This window comes from Enterobacter sp. JBIWA003 (genome assembly GCF_019968825.1).
Classification (GTDB): domain Bacteria; phylum Pseudomonadota; class Gammaproteobacteria; order Enterobacterales; family Enterobacteriaceae; genus Enterobacter; species Enterobacter quasiroggenkampii.
Window position 1 is genome coordinate 4165494 of the sequence record NZ_CP074170.1, and the last position, 18359, is coordinate 4183852.

Genomic DNA, 18359 nt, shown 5'->3' on the forward strand with positions numbered 1-18359 from the left:
TTTATGAGCAATAATAAAACTTCAAAAACGAAGCTAACCGCTGGGAATTTGCATAAACACCTTTGTCCCCTTTTTATTTCGATAGCGGGTATCCTCGCCGCTAATGCCGAAGCCGCGACGGTGCCGGATGCCAGCCAGAGCAAAGGGCCAACCATGGGCCAGGCGGCTAACGGCACACCAGTCGTGAATATCACCGATCCGAATGCGAAAGGTGTTTCACTGAATAAATTTGACCAGTTTAACGTTGATAAAAATGGTCTGATCTTTAACAACAGCATGCAGGATGGCGTGTCTAAGATCGGGGGCTATACGGTTAAAAACGCCCAGCTTGAGCATGAAGCAAAAGCCATTATCAGTGAAGTGACGGGTGCCCAGGCGTCCTATATTAACGGCACGATGGAAGTCTTTGGCAGAAAAGCGGACGTGATCGTTGCCAACGAAAACGGCATTAGCGTTAACGGCGCCACCACCATTAATGCCAACAGCCTGACGCTGAGTACCGGTAAGGTACAGATGAAAGAGGACGGCAACTATAAACTTGCGGTTGAGAAAGGTAACGTTTCTGTCACGGGACAAGGCATTTCTACCGAAGGGCTGACTTACTTCGACATCGTCAGCCGCAGCGCTCAACTGGAAGGTGAAATTGCGGGTCAGGCCGATATCAAGGTTGTTGCGGGCCAGAACGATTACGACCTCTCCAGCCGCGTGCATAGCGTTCGCAATGCGGGTGACGGACACGCACCGGATGTCGCGATTGATGGTCGGGCAATGGGGTCGATGTACGGCGGTAAAATTCAGCTTATCAGTACCGAGTCCGGCGCGGGCGTCCGTCACCAGGGCAGTATCATAGCCACGGATGATATTGAGATCAGCGCTAACGGCGACGTGACGCTGACGGGCATACGCAGCGACAAAAACGTCACCGTCAGCGGCAACAATATTGCCCTTAATAAAAACAGCAGCGGCGCCGGGAGCACCGAAGCGCAGAATAATATTATCCTGCATGCCCTCTCCGGCCTGACGGTGAATAACGACCTGATCTCCCGTACCGGTACCATCCGCATTGATGCGTCTACCCTGCTGCAAAACACGGCGGCGATCCTCACGCAAAACAGTGCGACGACAGCGGTTCCCGCGATTCAGATTAATGTTGCCGGGCAGTACACCCTTTCCGGCAAACTCAAGGCGCTGGATGCTAACGGAGCCGTCATTTCCGGTGGCGTCGTTACGTTAAAAAATGGCGATTTTGTCGTCATTCAGAATGGCCAGCAGGTGCCATTCAGCACTCTCGTCTCCGACGCGGAGGTCGTCAGCAACAGTGGTGATATCAACATCACTGCGGGCAGCATGACCAACAATGAAGGCGTTATTCTCGCGAAGAGAGGAACACTTCAGTTCAACCTGACCGGCGCGTTTGAAAACAAGGGTTCCGTCAGCGCCACAGGGGATATCCGGATTGCATCAGGTTCGATGAAGAACAATGGCATTCTCTATGCCAGCAACGCCCAGACGCTGTCTGTCGGTCATCTTGACAATGCAGGCCGCCTCTACGCGGATAACAATCTGGTCATGACCGCCAGCGCCCTTAACAACAGTGGTCATATCGGTGCGGATAGCGGTGAGGTGCGCATTAACGTCAACGGTGATCTGTCAAACAGCGGTACCCTGAGCGGTAACGATGCGCTGATCTTTATTGATGCCGACGGTAATATCGTCAACGACGGCACCATTGCCAGCAACAAGCATGACGTGACGCTGACATCCGGCGGTGACACCCTCAGCAATACCGGACGTATTGCAGGGCGTAATGTCTCCGCCAGTACCCGTAAGTCCGGTGCAACCGTCAGTAACCGCGGCAGCGTCAGCGCGAGCGAGAAGTTGACCATCGCCACCGAGAATCTGGAAAACCAGGGCGGCACGCTGAGTGCGGGCACAGACATGCAGCTTGATGTCAAAAAAGCGCTGCTGAACAGTCAAAAAGGCAGCATTGTTGCCGGAAAGAATCTAACCCTAAATGGCGACGGCGCGCTGGCTGTAAACAATAACGATGCGCTGATCCAGGGTGAAAATGTCCATGCCAGCGGAATTTCCACCCTCGCAAACACGCATGACGCACTGATCGCGGCAAGAGAAAACCTCTCCGTTTCAGCAACATCGTTGCTTAACGACGCGTCAACGATTCAGGCCGGTAGCCTGACGCTCGATCGCGTTAGCGCCGTCGATAACCTGAACGCCGCCACGCTGTATGCCAGCAAGACGCTGCAACTGACCCATCTCAACACGCTCAATAACACCGGCAGCTTTGTGATTTCTGACGGCACGCTGTCACTGTCCGATGTGAACACCCTCAATAACACTGAAGGTGCAACCCTGTTCGGCGCAGAAAACACCACGCTGAGAAACGTAGGTACCCTGAATAACAGCGGCGCCTCGATGATTAAATCGGATGCCGCTCTCTCCATCGCGGGAGCAACCACGCTTAACAACAGCAGCGATGCGGTGATTGCCTCTGCTGGCGATCTGACTATCAGCGGCGTGAAAACGTTAAACAACCGCGCCGTTATGATCGGCAACGGGACCATTGCGATCGACGACGTTGACGACCTGAAAAACGAAGGTGTGGTTCAGGCGGGCCTGGATCTGATCATCCGCAACGTTAAAAACCTGACCAACAAAGGCGAAGATCATGTGTTGGTTGCGCTGCGTAATCTGACGATTGAAGATGTTGAGTCCCTCGTCAACAGCGACAGCGCGGTGATCTCCGCCAATATGAAAACGGTCCTGAACGCCATTGGCGTTGTGACAAACCGCACGGCGGGCATCATCCAGGCCGTTAATGGACCGCTGGAGATTGTTGCCGACACGCTGAGCAATCTCGGCAGCATCACCGCTGATGATGGACAGCAGTCAGTGTCCACTATCGTGGCGGGCGGCGACATCACGATTAACGCGCAAAACCTGGCCAACACCGAACAGGCGGTGATTGTGTCGACGCAAAGCGACTTGTCTCTTAAGGTCGCTCACAATGTGATCAACTCTGACGCGGCAGTGATTTCTGGGGCAAATAACACCACCCTTAATGTGGCCGGAGGAACGATCACCAACGAAAGAAATGGTCTGATCGCCGGTAATAACGTCACGATCAACGCGTCGAAACTGAATAATCATGAATCTGGCGTAACAGTCGCCAGAAACGACATGAATCTCAACCTTGACACGCTAAATAACACCAGCGGCATCCTCGAAGCGGGTCATGATTTAATGCTCAGGGTGAAAGATTCCCTCACCCTGGATGACATGACCCGCAATATCCGCGCGGGTCATGATATGACGCTGAGCACCGAAGGCTCCCTGTTCAATAACACCATGATGGAAGTGATTGGCAACCTGACGCTGCAGGCAGACGGTAAATTTGTCAACAGCAAGTCTGTCGTGACGGGCGGGGATATGCACATCCATGCCGGTGGGATGACGAACAACAGTAACAGCCTGCTTTGGTCGCTAGGGCAGATGGATATTGATGTCCGCAATGGCACCTTTGTGAATGACTTTACGGGCAACATTCTGAGCATGGGCGACATGTCGCTCATCGCGAAAAGCCTGATTAACTACGCCGGGATCATTCGTTCCGAGCAAAATATTAATATTGATGCAGCCTATCTGGAAAACCAAAGTACCTATACGGGCGGCACGATTTCGCAAACCCAAACGCAGGACGCAGTGGGCCAGTGGTCCGGTGTAGATAACGTGATGACGCAGGTCAGCATCACCACGGTGCTGCACATTCCGGTATTGAGCTCCGATATCGCCATGGACAAACTTGGCGAAATCAGCGCGGGCAAAGATATCAATATCAACCAGCGCGATATCTTCGCGGACAAAGAGATCAAAAATACCGGCGGCCTGATCCAGGCGGGACGTGATATCACCATTACCGGTAATCTTCTGAACTCGCCAAAATATACGTCGGAATCGATGTATGATTATCTGCACCTCACGCTCAATGAACCGATCGTGCTGACCGACTTCTGGAAGGTGGCATCGGAGCACTACACGACGCTGACCTTCAGCTCGCTGTATCAATACCTCGATTTCGTCTTTGGCGACGGCGAGCCCGAGACCAAAAGCGGCAGCGAGGATCCGAACAGAGATCGTAGCTATAAATCTCTGATCGACGCCGCAAATACCTCAACCCAGCTCAGCTATGTCATGAGCAAAGTGTTTGGCGAAACGTGGAACGCGCAGGAGTACGGTACCCTGAGCGCAGCATGGCACAGTCTCAACGACGGTGATGCCAGCACTAACTCACTGAAGAAGAATATGATCTACTTTGTGCCGTCTGAAAAAGGCGAAATCACGGCGGGTCGTAACTTCACGCACAATGGCGGCACCCTGGATAACGGACTGGCGAACGCGGGTACGATCAGAGAGAACGCCACTGTTCAGAATATCGACGTGGGTGACTACAGCGTAGATACGGTCATTGCGGGCTATGATGTTGCCGTCAATACCAAAACGCTGGAAGAGCTGGCCATGGGGATTAGCCCGCTGCCGACCATAAAGGATTTGGTCTCCCTGCCGGGGATGTTTGAAGTCACAGACGAATTCAAAAAAGCCTCCGCGGCGGCGAAAAACGGTACCGAATACAGCGGCCCGGCCAACCACATCATTCCAATTTTCGAAACGCGCCCGGAAATGATCGACCAGAGCAAGTACAGCGGCTCTGACTACTATTTCGACAAGGTGGATTACACCACCACCGAGACCGTTAACGTCATTGGGGATAACTACTTCATCTCCGAATTGATTCGTCGAGAGATCAGCCGCTCCGTGGGCAGCATGTTTGCGATACGAGACGGTCTCGAAGGCGATGCGCTGGTGCAGAATCTGATGGATAACGCCGGTATTGCGGCGAAAAACAGCGATCTGAATCTGATGGTGGGCCAGCCCCTGAGCGAAGAGCAGCGCAATGGGCTGACCCAGGATATCGTCTGGTTCGTGAGCCAGAACATCAAAGGGACGGAAGTGCTGGTGCCGGTGGTCTACCTTTGCCCTGAAACCCTTCGCCAGCTGGCTTCCGGTGATATCAGCAATGGCACAGCGTCCATCGCTGCCGGGAATAGCCTGTCTGTTGATGCCACCGCCATCAACAACGTGAACGGTACCCTCTCCTCCCGGGGTGACGTTACGCTGGTGGCCGAGGGTGATATCAAAAATATCAGCAACGCGACCAATGCCGGCATCTCTGCGGGTAATAACGTCTCAATGACGTCGGAAAAGGGCAACATTGCCTCTAACGGTGCGGCAGTGAACGCCGGTGGCGACATTGACATGAAGGCTGAACAAGGCGACATCACTCTGACCGCGTCTGTCGGCCACGGCGAAGACGGCAAACAGATGATTCATGCGCACGATGACGGCGTCACCGCTGGCGGCAGTATCAATATGCAGGCGAAAACTATCACCTCCAACGCGGCGGATATTACGGCAGGCCAGGATGTGAACATGAAGGCAAGCGAAGGTGACGTCACCTTCAACGACCTACATCAGATTGATTCTACCCGTACCATCAATACCGAGATCACCGGTCTGTCCAGCTATACCACCACCGACACCAAAACGGTCAGCGGGGAAGCTATCGGCTCAACCGTTAAGGCTGGCGGTAACGTTCAGATTGATGCCAGCAAGAATGTGGTCATGGAAGGTGGCAGCATTAACGCCAACGGCGGCGCCATCAATGCGGCAGAAAACGTTGAGATAAAAACCTCTGAAAACGTGTCCGTTCAGGAACAAACCACGCAGTCTCGTCAGTTTATTGCTGATGCCTCTATCAGCGGCGGCGGTAAATCCGCCTCAGTGTCCTACGGCAAAAACGAGGGCACCACAAAAAATACCACCTCTGGCGACTACTCCAGCGCGGGCGGTAGCTCTGAAACCTCCGCGGTTGGCGACAAACCGGGCCGCGCGCCGATCACCGATACGGCAGGCTTCAGGGTGGGTATGGAAGACACGACCAATACCGTGTCGACCCAGAGCAAGCAGAACACCAACGCGTCCATTAATTTTGCCGATTCCGGTTCCGTGACTGCAGGAAAAACGGCGGATATTGGCGGCGCTGACCTTTCAGCCGGCGATAAGCTCAGCATTAACGCGCAGGATGTCGCCAGTACCAAATACGAGGATGAAACCAAAACCACCACCACACACAAAGACCGCTTTGTCGGTATTTCAGGTGAGGCCCACAGTGCCGTAGCTGACGCGATCGACAAAACCGGTAATCTGATTGATAAATCGCAGAAAGGTCAGTCAATTAACGGCGGAACCACGACGGCGGAAGTGCTGGGCGATGTGTCCAACATCCTGTTGAACGATCTTGCTGGCGCCTCCGTCACTTTCGGCGGTAATACGACGAAAACGAAAGAAACGAGCACCGCAACGGCGGAGAACATCACCAATATCAATGCTAAAAACGTCAGCATTAATTCGACTAACGATACCACGCTCAACGGCGTGAACGTGAACTCGCAGAAGACGGAGATCAATGCGGGTGGCGATGTGGACATCAACGCGGCGAAATCAACAACCTCTTACACCAGTGAAACCGACAAACACAAAGGCGGTATTACCGCAGGCGTAGGCGTGGATATTACCGGCATAAGCGGCGGCGTTTCGGTCGATTACAACGGCAGTACGGAGCACGGTTCCGGCAGCTCGACGTCGTACCAGAACAGTACCCTCACCGGCGAAAATGTGACGGTGAACGCGGGCGGTGATATGCACATGAAGGGCGCTAACATTGATGCTGCGAAGGCCGATGTGAATGTCGCGGGCGACATGACTGTCACCTCCGTACAGGATACCGAGCACACCGAAAGCAGCCGCGGTAACTGGGGCGCCTCGGTGGGCATATCGGGCACGTCGACAGGCGTTATCCCTAACGTATCCGTAAACGGGGGCGGAGGCTCCGAGAGTTACGATTCGGCTAAAACAGCGAAGCAGTCCGGTATCAATACCACGGGCGAACTGAATGTCAAAACCGGCGGCGACCTGAACATGACCGGGGCCAACCTGGTGTCTCAGGACCGCACGGGCTCGGTGAACGTTGCAGGCGATATCAATGCGAAAACGCTGGAAGACCACGTTGAGCAGGATGGTTTGTACGGCGGTGGCGGTATCGGCCTGAGCGTGAAGGACAAAAAGGCCGTCGTGCCGTCTGCGAACATCTACGTCGATACCGTGGATGAAATTCACTACAACGAAACGCAGAAATCCACCATCGCAGTGGGTGACACGACCAGCGCGGCGGTAAACGGTGAGCTCAACGCCGATAAAGAGGCAATGTCGACCGTGACGCGTGATGAGAAAGAAGCAGGAAATAACATCTCCTACACGCTCGCCGATCCGGGCATCCGCAAGAAGAAGAAAAACGGCGCTGATGCAGACAGCGATACGCCAGCGGTGCCGGATGACGGCCATACGGGCGGTGGCGGTTGTCCACACAAGTGTACGCCGACTAAGCCGGGCTCAGCGCAGCAGACCACGACAACGACGACGCGCACCACGTCCGATTCTCAGCACATGACGGTTGAGAAAACGACGGCGTCAACGACCTCCACGTCCGCCTCTTCGGTGGTGCATAAAGAGGCCGTCGCGTCTGAAACAGCACACAGTGAAGCCGTGCCGAAAGTCGTGCCGTCAGCGTCTCAGCCGTTGACGCCAAAAGCAAAACCAGAGGCCGCAACGGTTACGCCAGTGAAGAAATGGGCCGTACCGGAAACTCACTATCCGGTGCTTTCTCCGGGCTCCGCGACGGCTAAAACCGGTAAAGACATGCCGAAAACACCGGACCACAGGAAGTGGAATGGCGACATGACCAACGGCGTTGCGCCGTCCAGCAACACCAAAGGCGATGACGTCAAGCTCTCTCCGGGGTCGTCCACCGGCCAAACCGGGATGGATATGCCGAAAACGCCGGAGCACAAGCAGTGGAATGGCGACATGACCAACGGCGTTGCGCCGTCCAGCAACACCAAAGGCGATGACGTCAAGCTCTCTCCGGGGTCGTCCACCGGCCAAACCGGGATGGATATGCCGAAAACGCCGGAGCACAAGCAGTGGAATGGCGACATGACCAACGGCGTTGCGCCGTCCAGCAACACCAAAGGCGATGACGTTAAGCTCTCTCCGGGATCGTCCACTGGTCAAACCGGGATGGATATGCCGAAAACGCCTGAACACAAGCAGTGGAACGGCGACATGAGCAAAGGTGCGATGAACGTGCGTCCCCAGTGGAAGGCGTTGCAAATCGATCGACCGATTAATATCTATGCCCCGGTGACCATCACCTTCACCGACCAGCAGTACAGCTAAAACAAAAGGGTCTGACTTTCGTCAGACCCTTTTTTTAACGCCCCATTCGTGCGTTATTCGTCTTCCAGGTACGTATAACCGTACAGACCCGCTTCAAACTCTTCCAGGAACTGCTGCTGCAGCGCATCGTCCAGCCCGGTGTTTTTCACCTGGTCGCGGAACTGCGTCAGCAGGGTTTTCGGATCGAGCTGAACGTATTCCAGCATGTCCGCCACGGTATCCCCTTCGTCAGACAGCTCAACTTCCACGCTGCCGTCAGGGAAGACAAACACGTCAACCGCCTCGGTATCACCGAACAGGTTGTGCATGTTGCCGAGGATCTCCTGATACGCGCCGACCATAAAGAAGCCCAGCATCGGCGGGTTCTCCGGGTCATACTCCGGCATTGGCATCGTCGTTGCGATACCGTCGCCATCAACGTAGTGGTCGATTGCACCGTCAGAGTCACAGGTGATGTCCAGCAGCACCGCGCGACGTTCCGGGGCGTGGTTCAGCCCTTCCAACGGCAGAACCGGGAACAGCTGATCGATACCCCAGGCATCCGGCATCGACTGGAACAGAGAGAAGTTGACGTAGATCTTATCCGCCATTCGCTCCTGCAGCTCGTCGATAATCGGACGGTGCGCACGGTTGCTCGGGTCGAGCTGTTTCTGCACTTCATGGCACATGTTCAGATAGAGCTGCTCCGCCCACGCGCGCTCCTGCAGGCTGAAGGTGCCTGAAGAGTAGCCGACGTGAATGTCGTGCAGGTCCATCTGGCTGTCGTGCAGCCATTCGCGAAGGGAACGACGCGTGCCCGGCTCGTGCATCTCCTGCCAGGTTTCCCACATGCTCTGCAGGGAACGCGGCGCATCGTCTGCCGGCGGCGTCGCTTCGGTGGTTTCGCTGCGCTCAACGCCGATGATGTTCGAGACCAGCACCGTATGGTGCGCGGTGACCGCGCGACCGGATTCGGTGATCACCGTCGGGTGCGGCAGGCCGTTCTCTTCACAGGCATCGCCGATCGCCCAGATAATGTTGTTCGCGTATTCGTTCAGGCCGTAGTTCACAGAGCAGTCAGACTGCGAGCGGGTCCCTTCGTAGTCCACGCCCAGGCCGCCACCCACGTCGAAGCACTGAATATTCACGCCAAGCTTGTGCAGCTCAACGTAGAAACGCGCTGACTCACGCACGCCGGTCGCGATATCGCGAATGTTGGCCATCTGCGAGCCGAGGTGGAAGTGCAGCAACTGAATGCTGTCCAGACGCCCGCGCTCGCGCAGGATCTCCACCAGCTGCAGCACCTGGTTTGCCGCCAGGCCGAACTTGGATTTTTCGCCGCCGGAGGACTGCCATTTTCCGGAACCCTGTGACGCCAGACGCGCACGCACGCCAAGGCGCGGCACGACGTTCAGACGCTCGGCCTCTTCCAGCACGATGGCAATTTCGGTCATCTTCTCGATAACCAGATAGACCTTGTGGCCCATCTTCTCGCCAATCAGCGCCAGACGAATGTATTCACGGTCTTTATAGCCGTTACAGACGATCACTGAACGGGTCATGCCCGCATGGGCCAGAACCGCCATCAGCTCCGCTTTGGAGCCGGCTTCCAGACCCAGCGGCTCGCCGGAGTGGATCAGAGATTCGATCACGCGGCGGTGCTGGTTTACCTTGATGGGGTAAACTAGGAAGTAGTCGCCTTTATAGCCGTAGGATTCACGCGCGCGCTTGAACGCGGCGTTAATCGAACGCAGGCGATGTTGCAGGATCTGCGGGAAGCAGAACAGTGCAGGCAAACGCTGGCCCTGAGCTTCACGGGCTTTCACCAGTTTGGCGAGATCCACGCGCGCTTCAGGGACGTCCGGATCCGGGCAAACGCTGATGTGGCCCAGTTCGTTGACGTCGTAGTAGTTATTGCCCCACCAGGCAATATTGTAAGTGCGCAGCATCTTGCTGGCTTCCTCGGAGCTCATCGCAACCTCCTGCATAGAACGTAGTACACCCTGTTCGCCCGCTGACGAAGGCGAAAAAGAAGACATGTCGTCAGACATAGCGAACCTCAACTCTTTGTATTAAGTGTAAAACAGTTGACTACTATCGCAGCGTTATACGGCGATAACAACCCATAAACGGCTCCGTTTCCCAGCAGAGTATGCTGAAATCCAGACCGTGCGACCGGTTTCTTATTCATATCATTGTAAAACACGTATCCGAACTCTGTATGACAAGGTTCGGCGAAACCACGAGAAAACTCTTGTATTAACAAGAGCGCCCTTGTTCAGTTTTCACAAAGCGTGACCGGCCCTGGAATCCTGAGAAGCGCCGAGATGGGTATAACATCGGCAGGTTTGCAGACTAGAAATGCGGGTTGCGGGAATCAAATGCGCGCCAGAACGGCTGCGCTGAATTAGCGGAAAACGATGGTTCATTATCTCGTATCACCTCCACGGCCGCCTCTGCTGAAACGGACCCCAAGCCAAAGCTAAAAGTTCACTGCTTTACCCGGCTGGAAGTGGCGACACGATGAGTTCATCGAGCGCTTATTTTATATGAGCCGCGCGCCGCGTTTTATACCGAGAAGGGGGCTAAAAAGCAAAACAAAAATGCGCGTGTTGCCAGCACCGTCAGGAATTTTTGCCAGCAGCAATTTCAACTGAGTGAGAGATGAGTCAAAAAAAACTGGAAATCGGGTGAAGAAGTGACCTAAAATAGCCATCCAGATGTTAATCCATCTATACTGATTAACACTCATACTGCCAGTGTCAAAAACCTGCAGGCCTTGGTAGAATTATCTCCTTTGGCTATTCCACACAGCAGCTTGAGCTAACCAAATTCCTCTTAGGTGAAATAAAACATGGCAAAACACCTGTTTACGTCCGAGTCCGTATCAGAAGGACATCCTGATAAAATTGCTGACCAAATTTCCGATGCGGTGCTGGATGCGATCCTCGCGCAGGATCCAAAAGCGCGCGTCGCGTGTGAAACCTATGTCAAAACCGGCATGGTTCTGGTTGGCGGTGAGATCACTACCAGCGCATGGGTTGATATCGAAGAGATCACCCGTAACACGGTGCGTGAGATCGGTTATGTGCATTCTGATATGGGCTTTGATGCCAACTCCTGCGCGGTACTGAGCGCGATTGGTAAACAGTCTCCAGACATCAACCAGGGCGTTGACCGTGCCGATCCGCTGGAACAGGGCGCGGGCGACCAGGGCCTGATGTTCGGCTATGCAACCAACGAAACCGACGTGCTGATGCCAGCACCGGTCACCTACGCACACCGTCTGGTGCAGCGTCAGGCTGAAGTGCGTAAGAACGGCACCCTGCCGTGGCTGCGTCCGGATGCAAAAAGCCAGGTCACCTTCCAGTACGACGACGGTAAAATTGTCGGTATTGATGCGGTCGTTCTGTCCACCCAGCATTCCGAAGAGATCGATCAGAAATCCCTGCAGGAAGCAGTGATGGAAGAGATCATCAAGCCGGTTCTGCCTACCGAATGGCTGAGCAGCGCCACCAAATTCTTCATCAACCCAACCGGACGCTTTGTGATCGGCGGCCCAATGGGTGACTGCGGTCTGACCGGTCGTAAAATTATCGTTGATACCTACGGCGGCATGGCGCGTCACGGTGGCGGCGCATTCTCCGGTAAAGATCCATCAAAAGTGGACCGTTCTGCAGCGTACGCGGCACGTTATGTGGCGAAAAACATTGTGGCTGCCGGCCTGGCTGACCGCTGTGAGATTCAGGTGTCCTATGCTATCGGCGTGGCTGAACCCACCTCCATCATGGTGGAAACCTTTGGTACCGAGAAAGTGCCTTCAGAACAGCTGACCCTGCTGGTGCGCGAGTTCTTCGACCTGCGTCCATACGGCCTGATTCAGATGCTGGATCTGCTGCACCCAATCTACAAAGAAACCGCTGCATACGGTCACTTTGGTCGCGAACATTTCCCATGGGAAAAAACCGACAAAGCCGCGCTGCTGCGTGAAGCTGCCGGTCTGAAGTAATCGACTGACATCGCTTTTAAAAGGCCAGCCTTCGGGCTGGCCTTTTTTTTGTCGGGTGGCGGCTACGCCTTACCCGACCTACGGGGTACGGAGTTTTTATAGACCGGGTAAGGCGCAGCCGCCACCCGGTTGAAAGGCGCACCGTTTGGAACCGATTACACCGCAGCGGATGTCTTCCGCTTTCAGAATATTCTCTTTGCGTGATCGCCTTTCTTCTGCTGTTACATTCCCTTTCAGTTAAGTCTGAAATGTGTCCTTTCGCGATGCGCATCACCTCATTTACCTCTATATTTTCAAAGCCTTAATTTTATTTACGGTTACACACGAGTGTAACCGATTACACCAATGTGATTAATCTCACATATTTTTACGGGTCGCTCACCTACCCTTAACATCAATAAAACTGATAACCCAACTGGAGGGCAGAATGCCTGACAATAAAAAACAGGGGCGTACGTCCAACAAGGCGATGACATTCTTCGTCTGTTTCCTCGCCGCCCTGGCAGGATTACTTTTTGGCCTGGATATCGGCGTGATTGCCGGTGCATTACCTTTCATCACTGACGAGTTCCAGATCAGCGCTCACACCCAGGAGTGGGTGGTGAGCTCCATGATGTTTGGTGCGGCCGTCGGGGCCGTCGGCAGCGGCTGGCTCTCCTTCAAGCTCGGACGTAAAAAGAGCCTGATGATCGGCGCGATCCTGTTCGTTGCCGGCTCACTCTTCTCTGCCGCAGCGCCTAACGTTGAGGTCCTGCTGGTTTCCCGCGTGCTGCTCGGTCTGGCCGTGGGCGTGGCGTCCTATACCGCCCCGCTTTACCTGTCTGAAATCGCGCCGGAGAAAATCCGCGGCAGTATGATTTCGATGTACCAGTTGATGATCACCATCGGTATCCTGGGCGCGTACCTTTCCGATACAGCGTTTAGCTACAGCGGCGCATGGCGCTGGATGCTCGGCGTGATCATCATCCCTGCAGTTCTGCTGCTGATTGGCGTCTTCTTCCTGCCGGACAGCCCGCGCTGGTTTGCTGCAAAACGTCGCTTCCACGATGCCGAACGCGTGCTGATGCGCCTGCGCGATACCAGCGCAGAAGCGAAAAACGAGCTGGAAGAGATCCGCGAAAGCCTGAAGGTCAAACAGTCCGGCTGGGCGCTGTTTAAAGAGAACAGCAACTTCCGTCGTGCCGTTTTCCTCGGCGTACTGCTGCAGGTGATGCAGCAGTTCACGGGGATGAACGTCATCATGTACTACGCGCCCAAAATCTTTGAGCTGGCGGGTTATACCAACACCACCGAGCAGATGTGGGGGACCGTCATCGTGGGTCTGACCAACGTGCTGGCGACCTTTATCGCCATCGGTCTGGTGGACCGCTGGGGACGTAAGCCAACCCTGACGCTGGGCTTCCTGGTGATGGCGGCCGGTATGGGCGTCCTCGGTACCATGATGCATGTGGGCATTCACTCCCCAACCGCCCAGTACTTTGCGGTAGGCATGCTGCTGATGTTTATCGTCGGGTTTGCGATGAGCGCCGGTCCGCTGATCTGGGTGCTGTGCTCTGAGATCCAGCCGCTGAAAGGGCGTGATTTTGGTATCACCTGCTCTACCGCAACCAACTGGATTGCTAACATGATCGTCGGCGCAACGTTCCTGACCATGCTCAATACCCTGGGCAATGCGAACACCTTCTGGGTCTACGCCGGTCTGAACATCTTCTTTATTGTGCTGACCATCTGGCTGGTTCCAGAAACCAAACACGTGTCTCTGGAACATATTGAACGTAACCTGATGAAAGGTCGTCCTCTGCGCGAAATCGGCGCCCACGACTGATCCTCTAACGGGAGGCGCCTCTTGCGCCTCCCCGCTTCGCGCTTTATGCTCTGCCCCTATGAAAGCACCCCGTCTCCCCATCGCCATTCAGCAGGCCGTTATGCGCAGCCTGCGGGAAAAACTCGCCCAGGCGAACCTGAAGCTCGGTCGCAACTACCCTGAACCCAAACTCGTCTACCAGCAGCGTGGCACCTCGGCCGGTACTGCCTGGCTTGAGTCGTATGAGATCCGCCTTAACCCGGTGCTGATGATGGAAAACCAGCAGGCGTTTATCGATGAGGTGGTACCGCACGAGCTGGCGCACCTGCTGGTGTGGAAACACTTTGGCCGCGTCGCGCCGCATGGAAAAGAGTGGAAGTGGATGATGGAGGCGGTGCTCGGCGTTCCGGCCCGCCGCACGCATCAGTTCGAGCTGGAATCGGTACGCCGCAATACCTTCCCCTACCGCTGTCAGTGCCAGCAGCACCAGCTTACCGTCCGTCGCCATAATCGCGTGGTGCGCGGCGAGGCGACCTACCGCTGCGTCAAATGTGGCGAGCCGCTGGTGGCGGAATAATTATCTGAACTTTCAGGAACTTTCCTGATCTGACTGATTGCATACAGGAACAACATTCGTTACGTTGCGGGCTCGTTTTGACACGGAGTGTAAGATGTCCCGTAATTTTTCTCTTGCGGTCGCCTTTTTGACGACAGCGCTCTCAGGCCACGCCCTGGCCGACGGTATCAACAGTTTCTCTCAGGCCAAAGCGGCCGGTGTTAAGGTCAACGCCGACGTGCCGGGCGATTTCTACTGCGGCTGTAAAATTAACTGGCAGGGTAAAAAAGGGGTCGTTGACCTTGAGTCCTGCGGCTACAAGGTGCGTAAAAACGAAAACCGCGCCAGCCGTATTGAATGGGAACATGTCGTTCCGGCATGGCAGTTTGGCCACCAGCGCCAGTGCTGGCAGGATGGCGGACGTAAAAACTGTGCCAAAGACCCGGTTTACCGCCAGATGGAAAGCGATATGCATAACCTGCAGCCTGCGGTGGGCGAAGTGAACGGCGACCGGGGTAACTTCATGTACAGCCAGTGGAACGGTGGCGAAGGCCAGTACGGCCAGTGCGGTATGAAGATTGATTTTAAAGAGAAAGTCGCCGAGCCCCCTGCCCGCGCGCGCGGCAGCATTGCCCGCACCTACTTCTATATGCGCGACCGTTACGATCTCAACCTTTCCCGCCAGCAGACGCAGCTGTTCAACGCCTGGGACAAGCAGTACCCGGTGACAGAGTGGGAATGCCAGCGCGACGAACGTATTGCCAGAGTCCAGGGGAATCACAACCCTTACGTCCAGCGGGCTTGCCAGGCGCAAAAGAGCTAACCTACACTAGCGGCAATTCGCTTACATCGTATGAGACACGGAATTTCTGACTATGCGCATTCCCCGCATTTACCATCCTGAACTGATTACCGCAGGCCGCGAAATCGCCCTGTCTGATGACGCCGCCAACCACGTTGGCCGCGTGCTGCGCATGGGCGCCGGTCAGGCAATACAGCTGTTCGACGGATCCAACCAGGTTTTCGACGCCGAAATTACGCGGGCAGATAAAAAAAGCGTACACGTGAACGTCCTGCGCGGTGAAGTGGATGACCGGGAATCACCGCTGCATATCCATCTGGGCCAGGTGATGTCGCGCGGCGAGAAAATGGAGTTCACGATCCAGAAATCCATTGAACTGGGTGTAAGCCTCATTACGCCACTTTTTTCTGAGCGCTGTGGCGTTAAACTGGATGCGGAACGTCTGAACAAAAAGATCCAGCAGTGGCAGAAAATTGCCATCGCGGCTTGCGAACAGAGTGGCCGCAACCGGATTCCGGAGATCCGCCCGGCGATGGACCTGGAGGAGTGGTGTGCTGAAGAGGACAGTGGGCTGAAGCTCAATCTTCATCCGCGCGCCAGCGCCAGCATCAATACGCTGCCGCTGCCCGTTGAGCGCGTTCGCTTGCTGATTGGCCCCGAAGGCGGCCTGTCGGCGGACGAAATTGCGATGACGGCACGTTACCAGTTTACTGATATTCTGTTGGGACCACGCGTTCTGCGCACTGAGACAACGGCACTCACGGCCATTACCGCGCTACAGGTACGGTTTGGCGATCTGGGTTGACGCATTATTGGAGAGAAAGATGATCAAGCTCGGCATCGTGATGGACCCCATCGCAAACATCAACATCAAGAAAGATTCCAGCTTCGCCATGCTGCTGGAAGCGCAGCGTCGCGGCTATGAACTCCACTATATGGAGATGAACGATCTTTACCTGATCAACGGTGAAGCCCGCGCCCGCACCCGCATCGTTAACGTCGAGCAGAACTACGACAAATGGTATGAGTTCGGCACCGAGCAGGACATTGCGCTGGCCGATCTCAACGTCATTCTGATGCGTAAAGATCCGCCGTTCGACACCGAGTACATCTACTGCACCTATATTCTCGAACGTGCCGAAGAGAAGGGAACGCTGATCGTCAACAAGCCGCAGAGCCTGCGCGACTGTAACGAGAAGCTCTATACCGCCTGGTTCTCTGACCTGACGCCGGAAACCCTGGTGACCCGCAGCAAAGCCCAGCTAAAAGCATTCTGGCAGAAGCACGGCGACATCATCATGAAGCCGCTGGACGGCATGGGCGGCGCGTCGATTTTCCGCGTGAAAGAGAGCGATCCGAACATTGGCGTGATTGCCGAAACGCTGACCGAACTGGGGACGCGTTACTGCATGGCGCAGAACTATATTCCGGCGATCAAAGACGGCGACAAACGCGTTCTGGTGGTGGATGGCGAACCGGTCCCTTACTGCCTGGCGCGTATCCCGCAGGGTGGCGAAACCCGTGGTAACCTGGCGGCCGGTGGCCGTGGTGAGCCGCGTCCGTTGACCGAAAGCGACTGGGAAATTGCCCGCCGCGTTGGCCCTACGCTGAAAGCCAAAGGCCTGATCTTCGTCGGTCTGGATATCATCGGCGATCGTCTGACCGAAGTGAACGTCACCAGCCCGACCTGCATTCGTGAAATTGAGGCGGAATTCCCTGTCTCAATCACCGGCATGCTGATGGACGCTATCGAAAAACGTTTACAAAAATAACCTAACAATACTATTAGTGACAGCGCCTGAGTTTGTCCCCATACTGGGCGCTGTCGCTTTTTAAACCAGGAAACAGTACCTCTGACAATGAATTTACAGCATCACTTTCTTATTGCCATGCCTGCTCTCCAGGACCCGATTTTTCGCCGCGCCGTGGTTTATATTTGTGAATACAATGAAGACGGCGCGATGGGTATTATCATTAATAAACCGCTGGAAAATCTTCAGGTTGAAGGGATTCTGGACAAGCTGAAAATCCCGGCTGAAGCGCGACTGCCGGAAATCCGGCTTGATAAGCCCGTGATGCTGGGTGGACCTCTTGCAGAAGATCGCGGTTTTATCCTGCATACGCCGCCGGTATTCTCTTCCAGCATTCGCATCTCCGACAACACCGTTATCACGACCTCGCGTGACGTGCTCGAAACGCTGGGCACCGCAGAGCAGCCTTCTGAAGTGCTGGTGGCGCTGGGCTATTCGTCGTGGGAGAAAGGCCAGCTTGAGCAGGAGATCCTCGATAACGCCTGGCTCACCGCGCCTGCGGACATGAATATCCTGTTTAAAACGCCGATAGCCGATCGCTGGCGCGACGCGGCGAAACTGATTGGTATTGATATTCTGACCATGCCTGGCGTAGCGGGGCACGCCTGATGAGCGGAACGCTTCTGGCCTTCGATTTTGGTACCAAAAGCATCGGCGTCGCCGTGGGGCAGCGCATCACCGGTACCGCGCGCCCGCTTACGGCCCTGAAGGCCAACGACGGTACGCCGGACTGGAACCTCATTGAGCGCCTGCTCAAGGAGTGGCAGCCGGATGACGTGATTGTAGGGCTGCCGCTGAACATGGACGGTACCGAACAGCCGCTGACCGCCCGGGCGCGTAAGTTCGCCAACAAAATCCATGGCCGCTTTGGCGTCTCCGTGAAGCTGCACGACGAGCGTCTGAGCACCGTCGAAGCGCGCGCGGGTCTGTTTGAGCACGGCGGCTTCCGGGCGCTGAACAAAGGCAGCGTGGACTCCGCTTCTGCCGTCATCATCCTCGAAAGCTATTTCGAGCAGGGCTTTTAAGCA

12 protein-coding genes and 1 pseudogene are annotated in these 18359 nt (G+C 55.3%); 9 read left to right on the forward strand and 4 right to left on the reverse strand.

The features are described 5' to 3' along the window. Window positions 1-3: 3 nt before the first annotated feature. A complete protein-coding gene (locus tag KGP25_RS20130; protein ID WP_223539537.1) occupies window positions 4-8370 on the forward strand; it encodes a hemagglutinin repeat-containing protein in 8367 nt (2788 codons plus the stop codon). 53 nt (window positions 8371-8423) lie between these two features. Here the strand turns inward: KGP25_RS20130 and speA are convergent, their stop codons facing one another. From speA to KGP25_RS20150, 4 genes and pseudogenes are all read right to left on the reverse strand, one after another. Beyond that, the gene (gene speA / locus KGP25_RS20135; RefSeq protein ID WP_008499744.1) at window positions 8424-10400 is read right to left on the reverse strand and encodes a biosynthetic arginine decarboxylase; all 1977 of its coding nucleotides are present in this window, start codon (window positions 10398-10400) and stop codon (window positions 8424-8426) included. A gap of 8 nt (window positions 10401-10408) precedes the next feature. Next, entirely contained in the window at window positions 10409-10540 is a 132-nt protein-coding gene (yqgB, locus tag KGP25_RS20140) for an acid stress response protein YqgB (protein ID WP_127312443.1), read from the reverse strand. 94 nt (window positions 10541-10634) lie between these two features. Then, window positions 10635-10724: pseudogene (locus tag KGP25_RS26760) on the reverse strand (hypothetical protein); the annotation flags it as partial. A 170-nt stretch (window positions 10725-10894) separates the two neighbouring features. Beyond that, window positions 10895-11065, reverse strand: coding sequence for a hypothetical protein (locus tag KGP25_RS20150; RefSeq protein WP_045335271.1), 171 nt, complete (start codon window positions 11063-11065; stop codon window positions 10895-10897). Between the two features lie 138 nt (window positions 11066-11203). Here KGP25_RS20150 and metK point away from each other — a divergent pair, with 138 nt between their 5' ends. The 8 genes from metK (at window position 11204) to ruvX (ending at window position 18356) form a co-directional block, all read left to right on the forward strand. Then, window positions 11204-12358, forward strand: a complete 1155-nt coding sequence (metK, locus tag KGP25_RS20155) for a methionine adenosyltransferase (protein WP_014885184.1) — start codon at window positions 11204-11206, stop codon at window positions 12356-12358. Window positions 12359-12785: 427 nt separating this feature from the next. After that, a complete protein-coding gene (gene galP / locus KGP25_RS20160; protein WP_008499747.1) occupies window positions 12786-14183 on the forward strand; it encodes a galactose/proton symporter in 1398 nt (465 codons plus the stop codon). Between the two features lie 58 nt (window positions 14184-14241). Continuing rightward, a complete protein-coding gene (locus KGP25_RS20165) occupies window positions 14242-14739 on the forward strand; it encodes a SprT family zinc-dependent metalloprotease (RefSeq protein ID WP_021242073.1) in 498 nt (165 codons plus the stop codon). Window positions 14740-14833: 94 nt separating this feature from the next. After that, complete coding sequence (gene endA / locus KGP25_RS20170; protein WP_021242074.1) at window positions 14834-15541, forward strand: deoxyribonuclease I; 708 nt, start codon at window positions 14834-14836, stop codon at window positions 15539-15541. Window positions 15542-15593: 52 nt separating this feature from the next. Continuing rightward, entirely contained in the window at window positions 15594-16325 is a 732-nt protein-coding gene (gene rsmE / locus KGP25_RS20175; protein ID WP_021242075.1) for a 16S rRNA (uracil(1498)-N(3))-methyltransferase, read from the forward strand. Window positions 16326-16344: 19 nt separating this feature from the next. Continuing rightward, a complete protein-coding gene (gene gshB / locus KGP25_RS20180) occupies window positions 16345-17292 on the forward strand; it encodes a glutathione synthase (protein WP_023326040.1) in 948 nt (315 codons plus the stop codon). Window positions 17293-17379: 87 nt separating this feature from the next. Beyond that, on the forward strand, window positions 17380-17940 hold the full coding sequence (locus KGP25_RS20185) for a YqgE/AlgH family protein (protein ID WP_008499752.1): 561 nt from the start codon (window positions 17380-17382) through the stop codon (window positions 17938-17940). Then, window positions 17940-18356 (forward strand): Holliday junction resolvase RuvX, encoded by a 417-nt coding sequence (gene ruvX / locus KGP25_RS20190; RefSeq protein ID WP_021242076.1) that lies wholly within the window; start codon window positions 17940-17942, stop codon window positions 18354-18356. The genes KGP25_RS20185 and ruvX overlap by 1 nt, the downstream gene beginning before the upstream one ends. The last annotated feature ends 3 nt before the right edge of the window (window positions 18357-18359 follow it).

What these genes read in the sequence shown, in the direction of transcription:
- speA (WP_008499744.1), bottom strand. Translation starts at nt 10,400, where the DNA reads ATGTCTGACGACATGTCTTCTTTTTCGCCTTCGTCAGCGGGCGAACAG.
- yqgB (WP_127312443.1), bottom strand. Translation starts at nt 10,540, where the DNA reads ATGAATAAGAAACCGGTCGCACGGTCTGGATTTCAGCATACTCTGCTG.
- ruvX (WP_021242076.1), top strand. Translation starts at nt 17,940, where the DNA reads ATGAGCGGAACGCTTCTGGCCTTCGATTTTGGTACCAAAAGCATCGGC.
- KGP25_RS20130 (WP_223539537.1), top strand. Translation starts at nt 4, where the DNA reads ATGAGCAATAATAAAACTTCAAAAACGAAGCTAACCGCTGGGAATTTG.
- gshB (WP_023326040.1), top strand. Translation starts at nt 16,345, where the DNA reads ATGATCAAGCTCGGCATCGTGATGGACCCCATCGCAAACATCAACATC.
- endA (WP_021242074.1), top strand. Translation starts at nt 14,834, where the DNA reads ATGTCCCGTAATTTTTCTCTTGCGGTCGCCTTTTTGACGACAGCGCTC.
- galP (WP_008499747.1), top strand. Translation starts at nt 12,786, where the DNA reads ATGCCTGACAATAAAAAACAGGGGCGTACGTCCAACAAGGCGATGACA.
- KGP25_RS20150 (WP_045335271.1), bottom strand. Translation starts at nt 11,065, where the DNA reads ATGGCTATTTTAGGTCACTTCTTCACCCGATTTCCAGTTTTTTTTGAC.
- rsmE (WP_021242075.1), top strand. Translation starts at nt 15,594, where the DNA reads ATGCGCATTCCCCGCATTTACCATCCTGAACTGATTACCGCAGGCCGC.
- KGP25_RS20185 (WP_008499752.1), top strand. Translation starts at nt 17,380, where the DNA reads ATGAATTTACAGCATCACTTTCTTATTGCCATGCCTGCTCTCCAGGAC.
- metK (WP_014885184.1), top strand. Translation starts at nt 11,204, where the DNA reads ATGGCAAAACACCTGTTTACGTCCGAGTCCGTATCAGAAGGACATCCT.
- KGP25_RS20165 (WP_021242073.1), top strand. Translation starts at nt 14,242, where the DNA reads ATGAAAGCACCCCGTCTCCCCATCGCCATTCAGCAGGCCGTTATGCGC.